The organism is Clostridium thailandense, assembly GCF_019207025.1.
Lineage (GTDB): Bacteria > Bacillota > Clostridia > Clostridiales > Clostridiaceae > Clostridium_AM > Clostridium_AM thailandense.
In genome coordinates, this window is record NZ_JAEEGC010000070.1 from 24,772 (window position 1) to 43,135 (window position 18,364).

General features: G+C 32.0%; 15 protein-coding genes and 1 pseudogene. All 16 read left to right on the forward strand.

The window, feature by feature from the left end:
• Window positions 1-24 precede the first annotated feature (24 nt).
• Window positions 25-2,463, forward strand: a complete 2,439-nt coding sequence (locus I6U48_RS15055; protein WP_218321293.1) for a glycogen/starch/alpha-glucan phosphorylase — start codon at window positions 25-27, stop codon at window positions 2,461-2,463.
• Between the two features lie 72 nt (window positions 2,464-2,535).
• Window positions 2,536-4,413 (forward strand): glycoside hydrolase family 13 protein, encoded by a 1,878-nt coding sequence (locus tag I6U48_RS15060; RefSeq protein ID WP_376774566.1) that lies wholly within the window; start codon window positions 2,536-2,538, stop codon window positions 4,411-4,413.
• Window positions 4,414-4,463: 50 nt separating this feature from the next.
• A complete protein-coding gene (locus I6U48_RS15065) occupies window positions 4,464-5,615 on the forward strand; it encodes a glucose-1-phosphate adenylyltransferase (RefSeq protein WP_218321295.1) in 1,152 nt (383 codons plus the stop codon).
• Between the two features lie 32 nt (window positions 5,616-5,647).
• A complete protein-coding gene (glgD, locus tag I6U48_RS15070) occupies window positions 5,648-6,784 on the forward strand; it encodes a glucose-1-phosphate adenylyltransferase subunit GlgD (RefSeq protein ID WP_218321296.1) in 1,137 nt (378 codons plus the stop codon).
• Between the two features lie 361 nt (window positions 6,785-7,145).
• The gene (locus I6U48_RS15075; RefSeq protein WP_218321297.1) at window positions 7,146-7,604 is read left to right on the forward strand and encodes a YbaK/EbsC family protein; all 459 of its coding nucleotides are present in this window, start codon (window positions 7,146-7,148) and stop codon (window positions 7,602-7,604) included.
• Between the two features lie 272 nt (window positions 7,605-7,876).
• Window positions 7,877-8,494 (forward strand): cobalamin B12-binding domain-containing protein, encoded by a 618-nt coding sequence (locus tag I6U48_RS15080; protein ID WP_218321298.1) that lies wholly within the window; start codon window positions 7,877-7,879, stop codon window positions 8,492-8,494.
• Between the two features lie 59 nt (window positions 8,495-8,553).
• Window positions 8,554-9,351, forward strand: a complete 798-nt coding sequence (locus tag I6U48_RS15085; protein ID WP_218321299.1) for a methyltetrahydrofolate cobalamin methyltransferase — start codon at window positions 8,554-8,556, stop codon at window positions 9,349-9,351.
• Window positions 9,344-10,057, forward strand: coding sequence for a DUF1638 domain-containing protein (locus tag I6U48_RS15090; protein WP_218321300.1), 714 nt, complete (start codon window positions 9,344-9,346; stop codon window positions 10,055-10,057). Before I6U48_RS15085 ends, I6U48_RS15090 begins: the two co-directional genes overlap by 8 nt.
• A 21-nt stretch (window positions 10,058-10,078) precedes the next feature.
• Window positions 10,079-10,687, forward strand: a complete 609-nt coding sequence (locus I6U48_RS15095; RefSeq protein ID WP_218321301.1) for a GTP-binding protein — start codon at window positions 10,079-10,081, stop codon at window positions 10,685-10,687.
• Window positions 10,680-11,186, forward strand: a complete 507-nt coding sequence (locus I6U48_RS15100; protein ID WP_246615369.1) for a hypothetical protein — start codon at window positions 10,680-10,682, stop codon at window positions 11,184-11,186. The genes I6U48_RS15095 and I6U48_RS15100 overlap by 8 nt, the downstream gene beginning before the upstream one ends.
• Window positions 11,187-11,201: 15 nt before the next feature.
• Window positions 11,202-11,378: pseudogene (locus I6U48_RS15105) on the forward strand (DUF2284 domain-containing protein); the annotation flags it as partial.
• Between the two features lie 24 nt (window positions 11,379-11,402).
• On the forward strand, window positions 11,403-12,509 hold the full coding sequence (locus I6U48_RS15110) for a uroporphyrinogen decarboxylase family protein (protein ID WP_218321302.1): 1,107 nt from the start codon (window positions 11,403-11,405) through the stop codon (window positions 12,507-12,509).
• 282 nt (window positions 12,510-12,791) lie between these two features.
• Entirely contained in the window at window positions 12,792-13,418 is a 627-nt protein-coding gene (locus I6U48_RS15115; protein ID WP_218321303.1) for a cobalamin B12-binding domain-containing protein, read from the forward strand.
• A 1-nt stretch (window position 13,419) separates the two neighbouring features.
• The gene (locus tag I6U48_RS15120; RefSeq protein ID WP_218321304.1) at window positions 13,420-14,526 is read left to right on the forward strand and encodes a uroporphyrinogen decarboxylase family protein; all 1,107 of its coding nucleotides are present in this window, start codon (window positions 13,420-13,422) and stop codon (window positions 14,524-14,526) included.
• A gap of 133 nt (window positions 14,527-14,659) precedes the next feature.
• Complete coding sequence (locus I6U48_RS15125) at window positions 14,660-16,033, forward strand: MFS transporter (RefSeq protein WP_218321305.1); 1,374 nt, start codon at window positions 14,660-14,662, stop codon at window positions 16,031-16,033.
• 230 nt (window positions 16,034-16,263) lie between these two features.
• The gene (locus tag I6U48_RS15130; RefSeq protein ID WP_218321306.1) at window positions 16,264-18,327 is read left to right on the forward strand and encodes a methyl-accepting chemotaxis protein; all 2,064 of its coding nucleotides are present in this window, start codon (window positions 16,264-16,266) and stop codon (window positions 18,325-18,327) included.
• The last annotated feature ends 37 nt before the right edge of the window (window positions 18,328-18,364 follow it).

An 18,364-nucleotide genomic window follows, 5' to 3' on the forward strand; every position in this document is an offset into this window, starting at 1 on the left:
ACGGAGCTAGTAGGAGGAGTGAATATGTTAAAAGTAGATAAAGAGACTTTTAAGAAAGATTATGAAGAAAAGTTTATAGAAATTCATGGAAAAGATTTATCAGATGGAACAGATTACAATAAATATGAAGCATTAGCAAGCCTTACTAGAGATTATGTAGTTAAGATGTGGATTAGTACTAACAAAAATTATAATTTCACAGGAGAAAAGCAGGTATACTATTTTTCTATGGAATTTTTGTTAGGAAGGTTACTTGGAAATGCTTTGTTAAATTTAGGAATAAGGGATGTATGCAAGGAAGCTCTTAGTGATTTTAATATAGATCTAAATAAATTGGAAGCTTTAGAACAAGACCAGGGGCTTGGAAATGGAGGACTTGGAAGATTAGCTGCTTGCTTTTTAGATTCTATGGCTTCATTAAATATACCAGGACACGGATGTGGTATAAGATACAAATATGGATTTTTTGAACAAAAAATAATCAATGGTATGCAAATAGAAACTCAGGATGATTGGCTTAAAAATAATAATGTATGGGAAATAAAAAAGCCAGATAAAGCTCAGATAGTCAAATTTGGTGGACAGGTGAATACAATAAGTGAAAATGGAAATCTAAAATTTGTCCATACAGGGTATGAAGCGGTTTTAGCGGTGCCCTATGATGTACCTATCATAGGTTATGAAAACAATATAGTAAATAATTTAAGACTTTGGAGTGCAGAACCTTTATATGATGAATTTGATTTTTCTTCTTTTAGTAGAGGAGAGTATTTAAAGGCACTAGAATATAAAAATTCTGTAGAGGCTATATCTCAGGTTCTATATCCAGATGATAGTGTATATGAAGGGAAAAGGCTTAGGTTAAAGCAGCAGTATTTCTTTGTATCTGCTGGCATTCAAAGTATTATAAGACACTTTAAGGTTTATGGAAAAGCACCTTTAAATGATTTAGATGAGAAGATAGCTATACACATAAATGATACCCATCCTACTTTAGCTATACCAGAGTTAATGAGAATTCTCATGGATGAGGAAGGATATGGATGGGATGAGGCATGGAGAATAACCACAAATACAATGTCTTATACAAATCATACCATACTATCAGAGGCCTTGGAGAAATGGCCTATAGATATGTTTAAAAAATTATTACCTAGAATTTATATGATAATTGAAGAAATAAACAGGAGATTTTGTGAAGAACTTTGGAATAAATACATTGGACAGTGGGATAAAATTAGCAAAATGGCTATTATAGCAGATGGATATGTTAAAATGGCTCACTTAGCGATAGTAGGAAGTCACAGTGTAAATGGAGTAGCGAAGCTCCATACAGAGATACTTAAAAAGCAGGAGATGAAGGATTTCTATTATTTTTATCCTAACAAGTTCAATAATAAAACCAATGGAATAACTCATAGAAGATGGCTTATAAAGGCAAATCCGCAGCTTACAACTCTTATAAAGGATACAATAGGAGATAGCTTTATAAAGCATCCAACAGACATGGAGGCCTTTGAACGGTATGCCAGCGATAAGGAAGTACAGCAAAGATTGCATGAAATAAAAATTTCTAATAAAAAAAGGTTTGCTGAATATTTAAAAGAAAAGCAAGATATTTCTATAAATCCAGATTCACTATTTGATGTTCAGGTAAAAAGAATTCATGCATATAAAAGGCAGATATTAAATTGCTTAAGGATTATGGAGCTTTATAGAAAACTAATAGAAAATCCTAATTTAGATATAGTTCCTAAAACTTTTATATTTGCAGGTAAAGCAGCACCTGGATATCATCTTGCAAAGAAAACCATAGAGCTTATAAATGCAGTTGCCAATAAGATAAATAATGATCCAAGAGTAAATGAAAAAATAAAAGTGGTGTTTGTAGAAAATTATAAAGTTTCTGTAGCTGAACTTATAGTTCCAGCAGCAGATTTAAGTGAGCAAATATCTACTACCACTAAGGAAGCCTCAGGCACAAGTAATATGAAGTTCATGATGAACGGAGCTGTTACTATAGCTACCTTAGATGGCGCTAATATTGAAATTAGAGATGAGGTTGGAGACGACAATATAATTATTTTCGGTTTAACTGAAAGAGAAGTCTTAGATTACTATCATAAGGGCGGTTACAGTGCATGGGATATGGTAAATAGAGATTATAGAATAAAGCAGGTTACAGAAGATACAATAAATGGTTTCTATTGCAGTGACAAGGAAAGATTCAGAGCGATTTATGAAAACTTAGTTACCTATAATGACGAGTTTTTTGTACTAAAGGATTTTGATTCTTATTTAAAGGCACAAGAGAGAGCAGATAACCTGTATAAAAACTTTCCAAAGTGGCAATCTATGTGTGCAGTAAATATAGCCCACTCTGGTATATTTTCTAGTGATAGAACCATACAGGAATATGCTACTGGTATATGGGGCTCTGGATATTTATATAAGAATCTTTAACTAGACTATTATTTACCTTGAATTCTCTTGCGGATTCTACAAGAGAATTCAAGAGTATACTTAAATTGAGAGGTGAATTTTTTGGAGTGCTACGTGAGACATAATTCCTGGGAAGAAAAATTCAGAAAACCCTTTGGTGCAGTGAGCTTAGGTGAAGAAGTATATATAGCTATAGAGGGAGAACATTTTAATAAAGTGGAACTAATACTATCTTATTTTAATGGAAGTACAGAAAGCATAGAACTTCCCATGAGCAAAATTGATGAAAAGCTTTATATGTATTCTGCTCAAATAGATATAAAAGAAGAATATAAAGGTTTAATAAATTATTATTTTAGATTATACAAAGGTTTTCAAACTCTGTACTATGGAAATAACTTAGATGGATTAGGAGGAGAAGGCACAATTTATTATGATAATCCTAAAAGTTATCAAATAACGGTATATAAGTCCTTTATTACTCCTAAATGGTTTAAAGAGGGTATTGTTTATCAGATATTTGTAGATAGGTTTAGAAATGGTAACAGTAACGGAATAATAGATAATCCTAAGAAAAATAGTTTTATATATGGAACCTGGGAAGATGAACCAATGTATATAAAAACTGCTGATGGAAGAATAATGAGATGGGATTTTTATGGAGGAAATCTTAAAGGTGTTATTGAAAAACTAGGATATTTGAAAGATCTTGGCATAGATGTAATCTATCTAAATCCAATTTTTGAAGCTTCAAGCAATCATAAATATGATACTGCTAATTATAAGGCTATAGATTCAATGTTTGGTAACGAAGATATATTTAAAGAGCTTTGCAGTAAGGCTGAGAAGTTTGGAATTAAAGTAGTGCTAGATGGAGTTTTTAGTCACACTGGAGCAGATAGTATATATTTTAATAAGTTTGGAAATTACCCTTCTGTAGGTGCTTATAAATCAAAGTCTTCTAGCTATTATAACTGGTACAAATTTAGTGAGTATCCAGATAAATATGAATGCTGGTGGGGAATAGATAATCAGCCGAATATAGATGAGATGAATGAGGACTATATAAATTATATAATAAGTGGCGAAGACTCTGTAATTAAAAAGTGGATGAGCCTAGGTGCCAGTGGATGGAGACTGGATGTAGCAGATGAGCTTCCTGATGAGTTTATAAAATTGTTAAAAACTCAGATTAAAGATATAAAAAAAGACTCCATATTAATAGGAGAAGTTTGGGAAGATGCATCCAATAAAATAAGTTATTCTAGTAAGAGACAATATTTGTTTGGTGAGGAATTGGATTCTGTAACAAACTATCCTTTTAAAAATTCTGTAATTAGTTTCGTAAACTCAGAAATTAATTCCACCACTTTTAGCAGAAGAATAATGAGTATTTATGAAAATTATCCTAGGGAGAACTTCTATTGTAATTTAAATGTATTAGATACTCATGATACAGAGAGACTTTTAACTTTAATAGACAAAGGTGATGGGAAAACTATATATAAGCTTATTATGGCTTTAGCTATACAGATGACCATGCCAGGAGTACCTCTTATCTATTATGGAGATGAAGCTGGTCTTACTGGAGGAAAAGATCCTTTAAATAGAAAGCCTTACCCTTGGGGAAAAGAAAATATAACTATCTATAGTATTTATAAAGCTTTAATAAAATTGAGAAAAAATTATAAAGTTTTTATAGAGGGAAATTTAAGATTTCACAGTATAAATGAAGATATAATTTGCTATGAAAGAACTTTAAATAACGAAAAAGCTTTAATAATTATAAATAAATCCATGGACCTTTCCTATAGCATTGATTTAGAATCTCTAGATTTTAAAGATCATGAAAATATTGAAGAATTAAGCTGGAATATTAAATCTATATTAGATACAAGTAAAATTGAAGAAAAGTTAAATTTTAAGCAGATAAAAATTAATCCTTTAGAAATTAAAATATACAAAATATAAATATTCAAATTTACTCTAATAAATTGTGGAGCATGAGGAGAGGATATTATATGTTAAAAAAGGAAATTGTAGCAATGATATTGGCTGGGGGACAAGGATCTAGATTGGGAATACTTACAAAAAGGCTTGCAAAGCCTGCGGTTCCTTTTGGGGGAAGGTATAGAATAATTGACTTCACCTTGAGCAATTGTTCTAATTCCAATATTGATACTGTAGGAGTGTTAACACAGTACAAACCTTTGGCACTTAATTCGCATATAGGTATAGGAAGCCCTTGGGATCTTGATAGAAGAGATGGAGGGGTATATATTTTACCACCTTATCAAGAGGAAAGTGGAGGAAATTGGTATAAAGGTACTGCAGACGCCATATTTCAAAATATTTCTTTTATAGATAGTTATAGCCCTGAGTATGTTCTGGTACTATCTGGAGACCATATATACAAAATGAACTATGAAAATATGTTAAAGTACCATAAAGAAAAAAAAGCGGATGCTACAATAGCCGTTATAGATGTACCTTTAGCAGAGGCAAGCAGATTTGGAATCATGAATGTTAATGATGACGGGTCAATATGCGAATTTGAAGAAAAACCTAAGAAACCTAAAAGCACAAAAGCATCCATGGGAATATATATTTTTAATTGGAAGCTTTTGAAGAAATTTTTGAAAGAGGATCAAAACAATAAGGAATCTAGCAATGATTTTGGAAAAAATATAATTCCAAGGATGCTGGAACAAAATGAAAAAATGTATGCTTATGCTTTCAAAGGATATTGGAAGGATGTAGGTACTATAGAAAGTCTTTGGGAAGCAAATATGGACTTGCTTAGAGAAGATAATGAACTTAATATGCAGGATAGAAATTGGAGAATATATTCTGAAAATCATGTTAGACCTGCACAATATATAGGAGCTAATGCGCAAGTAAAAAACAGCCTTTCTGTAGACGGCTGCGAAGTCTATGGAGAAGTAAATAATTCCGTATTATTCTCAGGAGTGACAATAGGAAAAAATTCTAAAATAATAAATTCTGTTATAATGCCAGATACAAAAATTGGAGACAATGTAATAATAAATAAGGCAATTGTAGGAAGTAATGTGACAATAAGACGAGATTGTATAATTGGAGATGGAAAAAAAGTTACAGTAATAGGCGGTCATGAGGATATAAAAGCAGGATCTATTGTTATAGGAAAATAAATTTACTGGGATATTTACGAGGAGGGTTCGTTATGTTAAAAAGTTGCTTAGGTATAATTAATTTAGATGAAAATGAAGATAGATTGAGAGAACTTACACGAAATAGGCCTTTAGCATCTATTCCGATAGCTGGAAGATATAGAATTATTGATTTTATAATATCAAATCTAACTAATGCAGGAGTTAAGAGTATAGGAATATTCTCTAAAATGCAATCTAGATCCTTAATGGACCATTTAGGCAATGGACGTCCTTGGGATTTAAATAGAAAAATAGATGGGCTTAGGTTGTTTAATTTTACAACAACAGATCCATACATAGATGATATAACTAACTTTTCAAATAACGTAGAGTATTTATATAGAGCAGGGCAAGAATATGTGATATTTGCTTCCTCATATATGATATGTAATATTGATTTTAAAGATATTTTAAGGAAGCACATAGAGTCTAATTGTGATGTAACAATGGTGTATAAGAAGGTTAGCAATGCAGATGAAAGTTTTGGTGATTGCGATGTTTTAAACATAGATGAAAAAGGAAAAATACTAAGTGTTGGAAAAAATATAGGGAATAGAAAAAATGCCAATGTAGGTATGGGCATATATATAATGAAAAAGGAATTTCTAATTCATATAATTAACGAATGTGTAGGTACAGGACGCTACAGAAAAGTAAAATCCTACATATATAACTCTTTGGATAAGCTAAAAGTGGAAAGCTATGAGTTTACTGGATATTTGGCTTGTTTAAACTCATTGAAAGCTTATTATAAAGCAAGTATGGAGCTTCTAGATCCAAAGATAAATAAGGAGCTTTTCTCAAAGGAAAGACCTATATATACAAAAACCAATGATGAAATACCAGTTAGATATGGAAATGACTGTGTTGTTAGAAATTCTATACTAGGTAACGGATGTTCAATCGATGGCACAGTAGAAAACAGTATAATATTTAGAAGGGTGCATATTTCAAAGGGAGCAGTACTTAAAAATTGTATAATTCTTCAAAATTGTATAATTGGAGAGAACGCAAAGCTTTGTAATATAATAACGGATAAGTTTGTGGATATAGGTGCAGATAAGGAACTTAAAGGTGATGTTAATATTCCTTTGGTAGTAGAAAAAAACGTAATTAGCACCAATATGGATCATCCGTTGTTTATATAGAGAAGAGAAGCACAGCCGAAAGTTGATTTACACTCCGGGATATGTTTCCAAGCCTCGGCACTATAAAAACTTTTTGTTAATCTAAAGCTCAACATTTTGAAAATCTAAGAACCTTTTATAAACTCGTACCTCAAATATATAAAAAATTCCAAGATTTTCCGAAATATTTCTCTAAGATTGACTAAAAAGTTTTTATATGTGCCGAGGCTTTGGAAACGTATCTCTGCGTATAAATCAACTTTCTGTTTTGGTTATCTATAAACCCGCTTTAAGAGATATTGCTTCACATATGTTGAAATTTAAAAACTTTAGTACTATAATGGGTTAAATGGATAAAGTTTGACATACGGGAGGATTCAAAATGAGTATAGAAAGCGTAAGAAAACAATTTAGTGAGGAAAAGTTAGGCTTAGAAGTATTGGAACTTAAAGAAAGTACGGCTACTGTGGAACTAGCAGCTAAAGCTATTGGAGTAGAGCCTGGCCAGATTGCTAAAACTATGGCATTTGGACTAAAGGATAAAGATATACTTATAGTATCTAAAGGTGATGCAAAAGTAGACAACAGAAAATATAAAGATTGTTTTAGTACAAAGGCTAAAATGTTAAATGTTGATGAAGTATTAGAAATAACAGGGCATCCAGTAGGAGGCGTTTGTCCCTTTGGGTTAAAGAATCCTTTAGAAGTATATTTAGATGTGTCGCTAAAGCAATATGATTACGTTTATCCAGCAGCAGGTTCACCACATGCGGCAGTAAAAGTGACATTAGATAAACTTGAGGAGATTACTAATGGTGAATGGATAGATGTATGTAAATAGCTAAATGGTAATTGATGGAAGTTATAAGAGGAATTTAACTTATAATTTCTATTTTTGAAAATTTAAGCTAGATGTCAGAAAGGATAGTTAAAAAGGATTACATTATGCGAAAATTAGTATAATGAATTTATACATTATGTAAGATGAATTGTCATAATATTTATGTTATTCTATTTATAGGATATAAATTTATCATTTTTTATTATATAAATAAATGTTTGTAATAAAACTTCTATTAATTTATTGAATATATAAATAAGGAGGAAAATATTATGAGTAAAAAATTAGTTGAGGCTATGGCTGATCTTGATGAGGATGTTGTATTAGAAGAGGTTAAGGCATTAAAGGAGCAAGGAGTACCAGCATTAGAGATTATTGAAAGCTTACAAGCAGGTATGGAAACTGTAGGAAAAAGATTTGAAGAAAAAGAATATTTTTTATCAGAGCTTATAATGTCAGCAGAAGTATTTAATGAGGCTTCAGAATTAATAGGTGGAATGGACACATCAGGTACATCTAAATATGGAAAGTTTGTTATAGGAACTATATATGATGATATTCATGACATAGGAAAAAATATTGTAACTACAGTAATGAGAAGTAATGGATTTGAAGTTATTGATTTAGGAGTTGACATACCTACAGCTAAATTTATCGAAGCTATAAAACAACATAAGCCAAAGGTAGTTGGAATATCATGTCTTTTAACTACATGTTTCGACAATGTTAAAGAATGTATACAAGCAATAGAAGACGCTGGACTTAGAAATGATGTAAAGGTTCTGATAGGCGGGGGTCCAGTTGACGAAGCTACAGGTAAATATGTGAAAGCAGATATAGTAGCTAAAAATGCACAAAATACTGTAGATTACTGTAAACAATTTGCATAATATAACAAGAACGAGAAAGCTTATAAAGTTTTGCTATATAGTTTAAGGAGGCAATTTAAATGCTAATTATTGGAGAGTTAATAAACACAAGTAGAAAAGCGATACGTGAAGCTGTCGAGAAGAAAGATGGCGAGTATATACAGCAAATTGCAAAGGCTCAAGAAGAAGCTGGAGCAACATATATAGATGTAAACTGTGGTACATGCATAGAAACTGAAGTAGAGACTATGGAGTGGCTAATTGATAATATACTTCAAGCAACAAATCTGCCATTATGTATAGATAGTCCTAATCCAGTAGCTTTGAGAGCAGGATTAATGAAAGTTGTAAATGCTAAACCAATGATAAACTCTATAACTGATGAAACACCAAGATGGAATGCAGTATTACCTTTAGTAAAAGAGTTTAACGCTAAAATCGTAGCATTATGTATTGATGACGATGGTATGCCTAAGACAAATGAAGATAGAATTAGAATTGCACATTCAATAATAACAAAGTTAACTGCAGAAGGAATTGACATAGATGATATATATATAGATCCTCTTATAAAACCAATAAGCGCAGGGGAAAAGAATGGAATAGAAGTATTACAGGCAATACAAACCATTATGGAAAGCCATCCAGGAGTGCATACTACTTGTGGATTAAGTAATATATCTTATGCATTGCCTGCAAGAAAAGTATTGAACAGATTATTCATGGTACAAACTATGGCTCGCGGAATGGACTCTTATATATTGGATCCAACAAATAAGGAAATGAGAGGTGCCTTGCTTGCATCTCAAGCACTTTTAGGACAAGATAGATTCTCTAGAAAATTCCTTAAGGGATTCCGTGAAGGAATATATGAATAGATTAATAATAGCTTGTAAAACTATTGCTGATGAACTGAATTTAGTTGTTAATGAAGTAGGGTGCAAATATCCTATACTATGGATAGAGTCTAGTTTGCATATAAACCCAGAATCTTTAAGAAAGCGCATTCAAGAAGAGCTGGATCATATATCAAATATAGATCAGGTGATTTTAGCTTTTGGATACTGTGGTAATGCATTACTAGGATTAAAATCAGCAGACTATCAAATAATTTTTCCACGAGTTGATGATTGTATCACTATGTTACTTGGTTCTTGTGAAAAACGTAAAAAAGTATCAAGTGAAATGGGGACCTATTTTCTTACTAGAGGTTGGTTAGAGTACGAGAAAAATATATGGGTTGAATATCAGGATACAGTAAAGAGGTATGGAAAAGCTAAGGCTGATAGATTATACAAGGTAATTCTTGGACATTATAAAAGATTGGGTATTATTAAAACAAGTGTTTGTAATACAGCGGAATTTTTGGAGAAAACTCAACAGATTGCAAACGATCTTAATTTAAAACAAGAGATCATTGATGGGACTCTGAGCTATATTAAAAAACTTTTAACTGGTCCTTGGGATGAAGAATTTGTTACAGTTGGCCCAAATGAAACAATTGCTTTAGAGCATATTTATGGTAATGCTTCAGGGCAAGTTTGCAGCACTTCTACTTGTGACTGTAGTCTTAATAATGCTTAGTGAAAAGGAAGGTGACATCAAATGAATTTGATTCTTTTTGGAGGATTTCTTGGTTCTGGAAAAACAAGCTTAATACTTTCATTGGCGCATTTTATTGTTGAAAGTGATGTGCAAGCAAAAGCTAAGTTGGTAATCATTGAAAACGAGGTCGGAGAAATAGGAATTGATGATAAGGTGCTCAAATCTGATGGCTATAGTGTAAAAGAGTTGTTTGCAGGATGTATATGTTGTCAGTTAACTTCTGATTTGATAACTACATTAAATGAGATCAATGAAACCATAAAGCCAGAGTGGGTAATTATAGAAACTACAGGATTGGCTTATCCTAGTAAGATTTTGGGCAACTTAAATAAGTATGGAAAAGGAATAGATAGTATAAGAACCGTCGCTGTGGTTGATTCGGAGCGTTTTGAAGAGCTTACAGCAATAACACCCGTTCTTATAGAAAATCAAATTTCTCAAGGAGATATAATACTTGTAAATAAGATAGATTTAGTAAGTGAAGAAGAATTAAAGCATTTAGAAGAACATGTAGTAAAGCTTAATGAAAAAGCTATTGTGTATAAAGTATCTGCCAACAATAAAGTGAACGATAGCATCTGGAAAGAGGTGATGAAAACCTGTGAGTAAAATCCAGAAGTATTTATGTGGTAGTGAAAATAAACCTCTTCATACACATGGAAGTTGCAATTGTAATGAGCACAATCACGAACATGATCATCACCACTGTGATCACTCCCATGATGAATTATATGGAGAAAAGGAAGAGTTACCAGCTGTTTTTTCCTATTCTACTTCACTTAAGTTTGAAAAAGAAATTAATGGTAGTGAACTTCAGAGTTGTCTAATAGAATGGATAGAAAGCCTGAAAGAATGGGTTCTTAAAAATAAATATTTTATCGGACATATAAAGGCTTTTGTGGAGGATGAAAATCATCATTTTAAACTTTGGATCTCCACAACTGGTAAAAATGTCAATATAAAAGATAACGATAATAGTAAAAATGATAGTATTAAAACTATTGCAGTTAATATGACAGCAATAGTTTTTGGAACTGATGAACGAGTTTTAAAGAAACAAGCACTAGATATCCTTAATAAAAAGCTCCCACAGCATAGTCAGCAGTGATGATGTACTTATCTTGATGGAGAAAAGTGTAGATTTCCAGACAAAGCTTTGTCATCAGTGGAAGCTTACGGAATTTATGTAATGGCACTAGAAAAAAGCGCAAAAATTCATTATTACAATGGGTTGAATACGGTTTCGTATGTAGGTTTAATATTTAAAAAGGCTCAAAGGGGAAATAAAAAAATATTATAAAAAAATTTTCGGGGGTGTAGTAATATGAAAACAACACAAGAATTATATAATGAGCGTTTTACTAGGTTTAAAAAGGCACTAAACCTGGAAAAACCAGATAGAACGCCAGTTGTTATGATGGGAGACTCCTTTTGTGCGGTACAGCAAGGAGTAAAATTATCTGATTTTTGTAAAAGTATTGAATATTCAAATAAGGTAATTGTAGATTCATTAAAGGATTTTCAAGATTTTGATGGAGCAACTGCTACTTTTAATGTCGCTAGAATATTTCCTTTGATATTTATGTCAAGAATTAAACTACCTGGACGTGAACTTCCTGATAATATGCTTTGGCAATTAGATGAAAGAGAACTGATGACCCCAGAGGACTATGATACAATTATTAATAAGGGCTGGAGTAGTTTTATGCCTGGCTTTGTAGAAGATAAATTAAAAGTTGATTTAGGAGCACTTACAGAAGAAATGGCTTATATTCCTCAAGCTATGAAGAATGTTGAAGATGCTGGATTTGTGGTATACAGCCCGGTTGTTACAACAACAGTAAATGAGTATTTAGGCGGCGGACGTTCAATGACAAAGTTCATGAGAGATTTATTTAGAATGCCGGATAAAGTTGAGGCAGTTTTAGAAGTTATTCAAAAGGAGAATCTTGAAAGCTTGAGACAACAAATTAGACAACTAAAACCTACAGTTGTATTTGTTTCTCCAGCACGTGGAGCTAGTGAATTCTATTCTCCAAAGTTATGGGAACGTTTTGTATGGAAATATATTAAAGAAACAGCAGATATGATTATAGAAGAGGGATCTATATGCGATATTCACTGTGATTCAAATTGGGAACGTGATCTTGACTACTTTAAGGCTTTCCCTAAGGGAAAATGTGTATTTGAAACTGACGGAACAACAGACATTTATAAGATAAAAGAAAAGCTTGGAGATCGTATGTGTATTAAAGGAGATGTTCCATCACAAAAGCTTGTTCTTGGTACTCCAGACGAAGTATATGATTATTGTACAAGAATTATTAAAGATGTTGGACCAGGACTTATTCTTTCTAGTGGATGTTCAATACCTCCAAATGCTAAAATTGAAAATATAAAAGCAATGCTTTGTGCTGCAACTGGTAAATAAAGATATATTAGGGGGCTGGTTCAATAGATAACCACGGTTGTTTATATTGCACCAGTCCCTTTATTTCGTTGTCAAAAAATCTCTAATTTTTTAAAATATATACATATAATAAATATATTGTATATATAAATTAATATAAAAACACATTATGTACAAATTGACATGTTTAAATTATACATGATGTAAGGTGAATTTTTGGAATATATATGCTATTCTAAAGTTGAAGGATAATTATTATATATTTAAAAAGCTATTTTAATACTAGAAGGGGGATTTGTTGTAATGAATAAAAAGTTAGTAGAAGCAATGGCAGATCTTGATGAGGACATAGTACTTGCAGAGGTAAAAGCATTAAAGGATGGAGGAGTTCCTACATTAGATATTATTGCTAGTTTACAAGAAGGAATGGAAATTGTAGGAAAAAGATTCGAAGAAAAAGAGTATTTTTTATCTGAGCTTATCATGTCTGCAGAAGTGTTTAATGAGGCTTCAGAAGTACTTGGGGGTATTGGAGAAGCAGGAAAAGCTAAGAATGGAGTATTTGTTTTAGGAACAATATATGATGATATCCATGACATAGGAAAGAACATAGTAACTACTGTAATGAGAAGTAATGGTTTTGAAGTAGTTGACTTAGGGGTTGATGTACCTACAGCTAAGTTTATTGAAGCTATTAAACAACATAAACCCAAAGTAGTTGGTATATCTTGTCTTTTAACTACATGTTTTGACAATGTAAAAGAATGTATACAAGCAATAGAAGATGCAGGATTACGTAATGATGTAAAGGTTTTAATAGGAGGAGGCCCAGTTGACGAAGCTACAGGCAAATATGTGCAGGCAGATATAGTAGCTAAGAATGCACAAAACACTGTAGATTATTGTAAGCAATTTGTAGGAGTACAATAACATGAAAACAAAACAAGAATTATATAATGAACGTTTAGGAAGATTAAATAAAACTTTAGCTTTAGAAAAAACTGATAGACCTCCTGTTATATTACAAATGGATGGTTTCTGCGCTACACATATGGGATACACATTAGCTGAACTTTGCAAAGGTGTAAAAGAATCAAATAAAATTATGTTGGAATCATTGAAAGCTTTAGGCGATGTAGACGGAAGTGAATCATCTTTTTCTGGAGGACCTATATTTCCATTAACATTTCTAGCAAGAGTTAAACTTCCAGGACGTGAGTTGCCAGAAAATATGATGTGGCAGCTTGATGAAGCAGAAATGATGCTTCCAGGGGACTATGACACAATTATAAATAAAGGCTGGAGTAATTTTGCACCAGGTTATTTAAGAGATAGATTAAAAATTGATGTTGATAAACTTATGGAAGACTTGACTTATGGATCACAAGCAACTAAAAATATTACTGATGAAGGATATTTGGTATATAAACAATCTACGGCTTTAACAGTAAATGAATACTTAGGTGGCGGACGTTCAATGGTTAAGTTCATGAGAGACTTATTTAAGATTCCTGATAAAGTTGAAGCAACACTAGAAGTTATGCAAAAAGAAATAGTTGAAGGAATGAGAAAACAAATTAGAGACTCTAAAGCTTCAGTGGTATTCCTTTCTCCAGCACGTGGAGCTAGTGAATTCTTCTCACCTAAGCTATGGGAACGTTTTGTATGGAAATATATTAAGGAGACAGCAGATGCTGTTATAGAAGAAGGCGCTGTATGTAATATACATATGGATGGAGACTGGGAACGTGACCTTAACTACTTTAAGGATTTCCCAAAAGGAAAAATTGTACTTGAAACAGATGGAGCAACAGATATCTACAAGGTAAAAGAGATACTTGGAAGCAATGCTTGTATTAAAGGAGATGTTCCAGCGGCAAAACTTTGCCTTGCAAATCCGGAGGAAGTATATAATTATTCTACAAAGCTTATTAAGGATATGGGAGAAGGATTCATTTTATCTAGTGGATGTTCAGTACCTTCAAATGCTAAAGTTGAAAATGTAAAGGCTATGATTTCGGCTGCAATTGGTAAATAAACGACAGGAATACAAATAGTGACTGTTGCACTATAAAAATTATGCTAAGTAATAATTTTTATGAGAGGACAATTGACAAACACTGTCCTCTGTCATCATAAATATATTATAGAATATTTGAAAGGAGAGTATTATGGAAAAAGGTTTAAAAAAATCTATTATTAATCTTTATGGATTACCATCATTTGGATTTCAGTTATTTGTAAATATGGAGGTATTCTATTTTGCAGCATTCTTAACAGATTATGCAAAGATACCAGCAGCTTTAGCAGGTACAGTATTGATGATTACAAGTATATTTGATATTGTATGGGTTCCTACTGCAGGTATCATATTGGAAAAGAGCAACATGAAATGGGGTAAATATCGTTCATGGTTATTGGTAGGACCTCCTTTTGCAGTGCTATTTTTCATATTACAGTTTTCTAAGATAGGCTCTGCCTCAATTAATGCAATTATAATTTGTATAGGATTTATAGTCAGCCATCTAATCTGGAACATATTTTATGCAGGACATATAGCAATGAACTCTTCGATGACACAAGTTAGAGAAGAAAGAATTGCTATGGCATCAAACAGAGGAATGTTTAATTCCTTAGGTGCTATTGGTTTTTCTTTGATAGGTATGCCATTAATATTGGTTCTTGGTAAAGCTACTGGCAATCCTTCAATGGGATATACTTTAACTGTTATACTTTCAGGTATTTTTCTAATTGTTTGTTACTATATATTGTTTGCTATGACAAAAGATTATGCACATAGTGGAGAAGCTACTCAAACAGGTAAAGAAGAAAAAATGTCTACAGGTGAGATGTTAAAACAAATATTAGTAAATCCACCTCTTATAGGATTATTATTAGGTGAACTTGGTAGATATTTGGGAAGATTTGTTATCTTTGGATTAGCATTTTATTATTTCAAATATGTTATAAATAATTTGGCTGCAATCACTATATTCATGACAGGTCTTAACGTAGTATGTTTATTTGGAGCTGCTTTTACAAATCCATTGGCTAAAAAAATTGGGGAAAGAAATACTTATATTCTATCTCTTATAGTGTTTATAGTTGGACTGCTTCTAGTATGGGCTCTACCAATGAATTATGTTTCATTTATGATAGTAATGTTTGTAGCATATTTAGGATATGGCATTCCTGATGCATTAGGTGTTGCTATGTATTCCTCTACTGTTGAATATGGTGAATGGAAAACAGGAAAGAATGCAAGAGGATTCATTATGTCACTAATAAGTTTTCCAATTAAAGTTGCTATATTCTTAAGAAGTGTTATTATAACCACTATTCTTGTAGGAGCAGGATATGTTGCAAATATGAAGCCAACAGCACAATTAATAAGTGGTATAAAAAATGGTATAGCATTAATTCCAGCACTTATAATGGTAGTAGGTTTAATATTTATCGTATTACTCTATAAAATTACCCCTGCTAGTCTACAAAAAATGCAAAAAGAAATTGCTGAAAGGAAAGCAGAAAGCCCAAATTTATAATTTGGTGCGAATCGCTTTCACAGAGTGCAAGCAGAGAGCCCAAATTTTAAGTAGATATCCCAAATCTTTGATTTGGTGATAGTCACTTACACAGAGTGTTAATTTGGTGCGAATCACTTTCACACAGTATAGTATAAAAGATATGTACAAAACGTAGTTTAAATTAAAAGATTAATCTGAACTACGTTTTTTTCTATTAAATAGGTGAACTAATGAAAGGAGATATTAGTATGGTAAAATTACGACAAAAATTGAACAGTGTGTTTGGCAAAATGCTTATTCTATCAATTTCGTGTATTATAATACCTATGCTTATAAGTCTATTTTACCAAACTTCCTCTTCACATAAATACATGGAAGAAGATGCACGAAAATATTTAAATAGCACAGCCAGTGATAAAAAAAGCGAAATAGAAACAGCTTTTAAAGGTCAGGTTGATTTGGCTTTAGCCTTATCAAAGGATGAATTTGTTGTTGATTATTTAAAAAATATTTCTCAAACTAATCAAATAGATTCAATAGCGTCTGGGAAAATTTCTAATAATTTAACAACGTTACTTAAAGATTCAAAGGGATTAAATGAAAATATTTATTTTTCTTATGGTCCAGATAATGTTGTAATAAATGATGCACTAGATGGAAAATCAGTTGGAATGCCACTTCCAGATTCTAAGTACTCAAATATGGTTGCTGCAAAAAAAGATAAGAAACCTATAATTAGCACTAAACTTTCTCCAGTAACAGGAAAGCCAGTTGTCACTGTAAATGTTGCGGTTATTGATAATAAATCAGATAAAGTCCTTGGGATTTATGGGAGTGCATCAACCCTTGAAGCAGTAGCAAAGAACATAGTTAAAGGAAATTCTAATAATAATGTTAAAACTATAATAGTAGATATAAATGGGTTAGTGGCTGTTTCAGAGGAAGCCTCAGAAATAATGAAATACGATTTTAGTAAGCAAAATGGCGATGTAAAAGATTTCTATAACACTTTAAAAGCAAATACTTCTGGAATAGGATATTTTACGAAGAATGGAACTAAAAATATAGCAGCATATTGTAAAAGTGATTTTATAAATATGTATGTAGTAACATACATGCCTGTTAATGAATATATATCAAAAGTAAATTCCACTAGAAACAACATAATTTTAGTGATAATTATCAGCATACTTATAGCTTCTCTAATGATATTTTTATTCGCACGCAAAATCATTAAACCTATAGGTATTGCTGCTGAACTTTTACAAACCTTTTCAACGGGAGATTTTACTAAGACTGTGCCGGAAAATTATATGAATACAAGCGATGAAACTGGAGTTTTGATGCGTTCTATGAATGTAATGCAAAAATCCATAAAGGATATTGTTAATACTGTTATAAATGAAGCAAAAAATCTGGAGGATTCAGCCCTGCAAACAAATAAACAATTAGAAGAATTAAATTCTCAAGTAGAAGAAGTGGTAGCTACTACAGAGGAAATGTCAGCTGTAATGCAGGAAACAGCTGCATCTGCTGAAGAAATGAATTCAACTTCAATAGAAATTAAACAAGCTATAGAGTCTATTACTCAAAAAGCTAATGATGGTTCAGGCACAGCAGCAGTAATAACTAAAAGAGCTGAAACTCTAAAGGAAAATTCTATAGTTTCACAGAAAGCTGCAGCTGATATGAGAGAAAGTGTAGATACTAATTTGAGAAATGCTATTGAGAAATCTAAATCAGTTGCCAAAATAAATTTACTAGCAGAATCTATATTAGAAATTACATCACAAACCAATCTTCTTGCTTTAAACGCCGCAATTGAAGCAGCAAGAGCAGGTGAAGCAGGAAAAGGATTTGCTGTAGTTGCTGAAGAGATAAGAAACTTAGCAGAAAACTCCGCAAGAACTGTTAATGAAATACAGGACATAACAAAAATAGTGGTTCCGTCAGTAGAAAACTTAGTGCAAAATTCTGAAAAAGTGTTGGAATTTATTGATTTAACAGTAATTAAAGATTATGAGTCTTTGGTTGATATTGGAAATCTTTATTCAAAAGATGCAAAGTCTGTCCAAGATTTGGTTGCTAATTTTAGTTCCGAAGCTCAAAAGCTATCTTCTTCTATAGAAAATATGGTAAGAGCTATTAGCGAAGTATCAATTTCTAACAATGAAACTGCGGAGGGCTCTCAAAATATAGCAGAAAAAACCACTGTAATTTTAAAGAAAACTAATGATGTTACACAACAGTCAGAAAAAACTGAACGAAGTTCAGAAGAATTAAAAAATGCTGTAGGAAAATTTATTGTTTGAAATAATTGAACTATTGTATAGGCATCCACGGCCGACA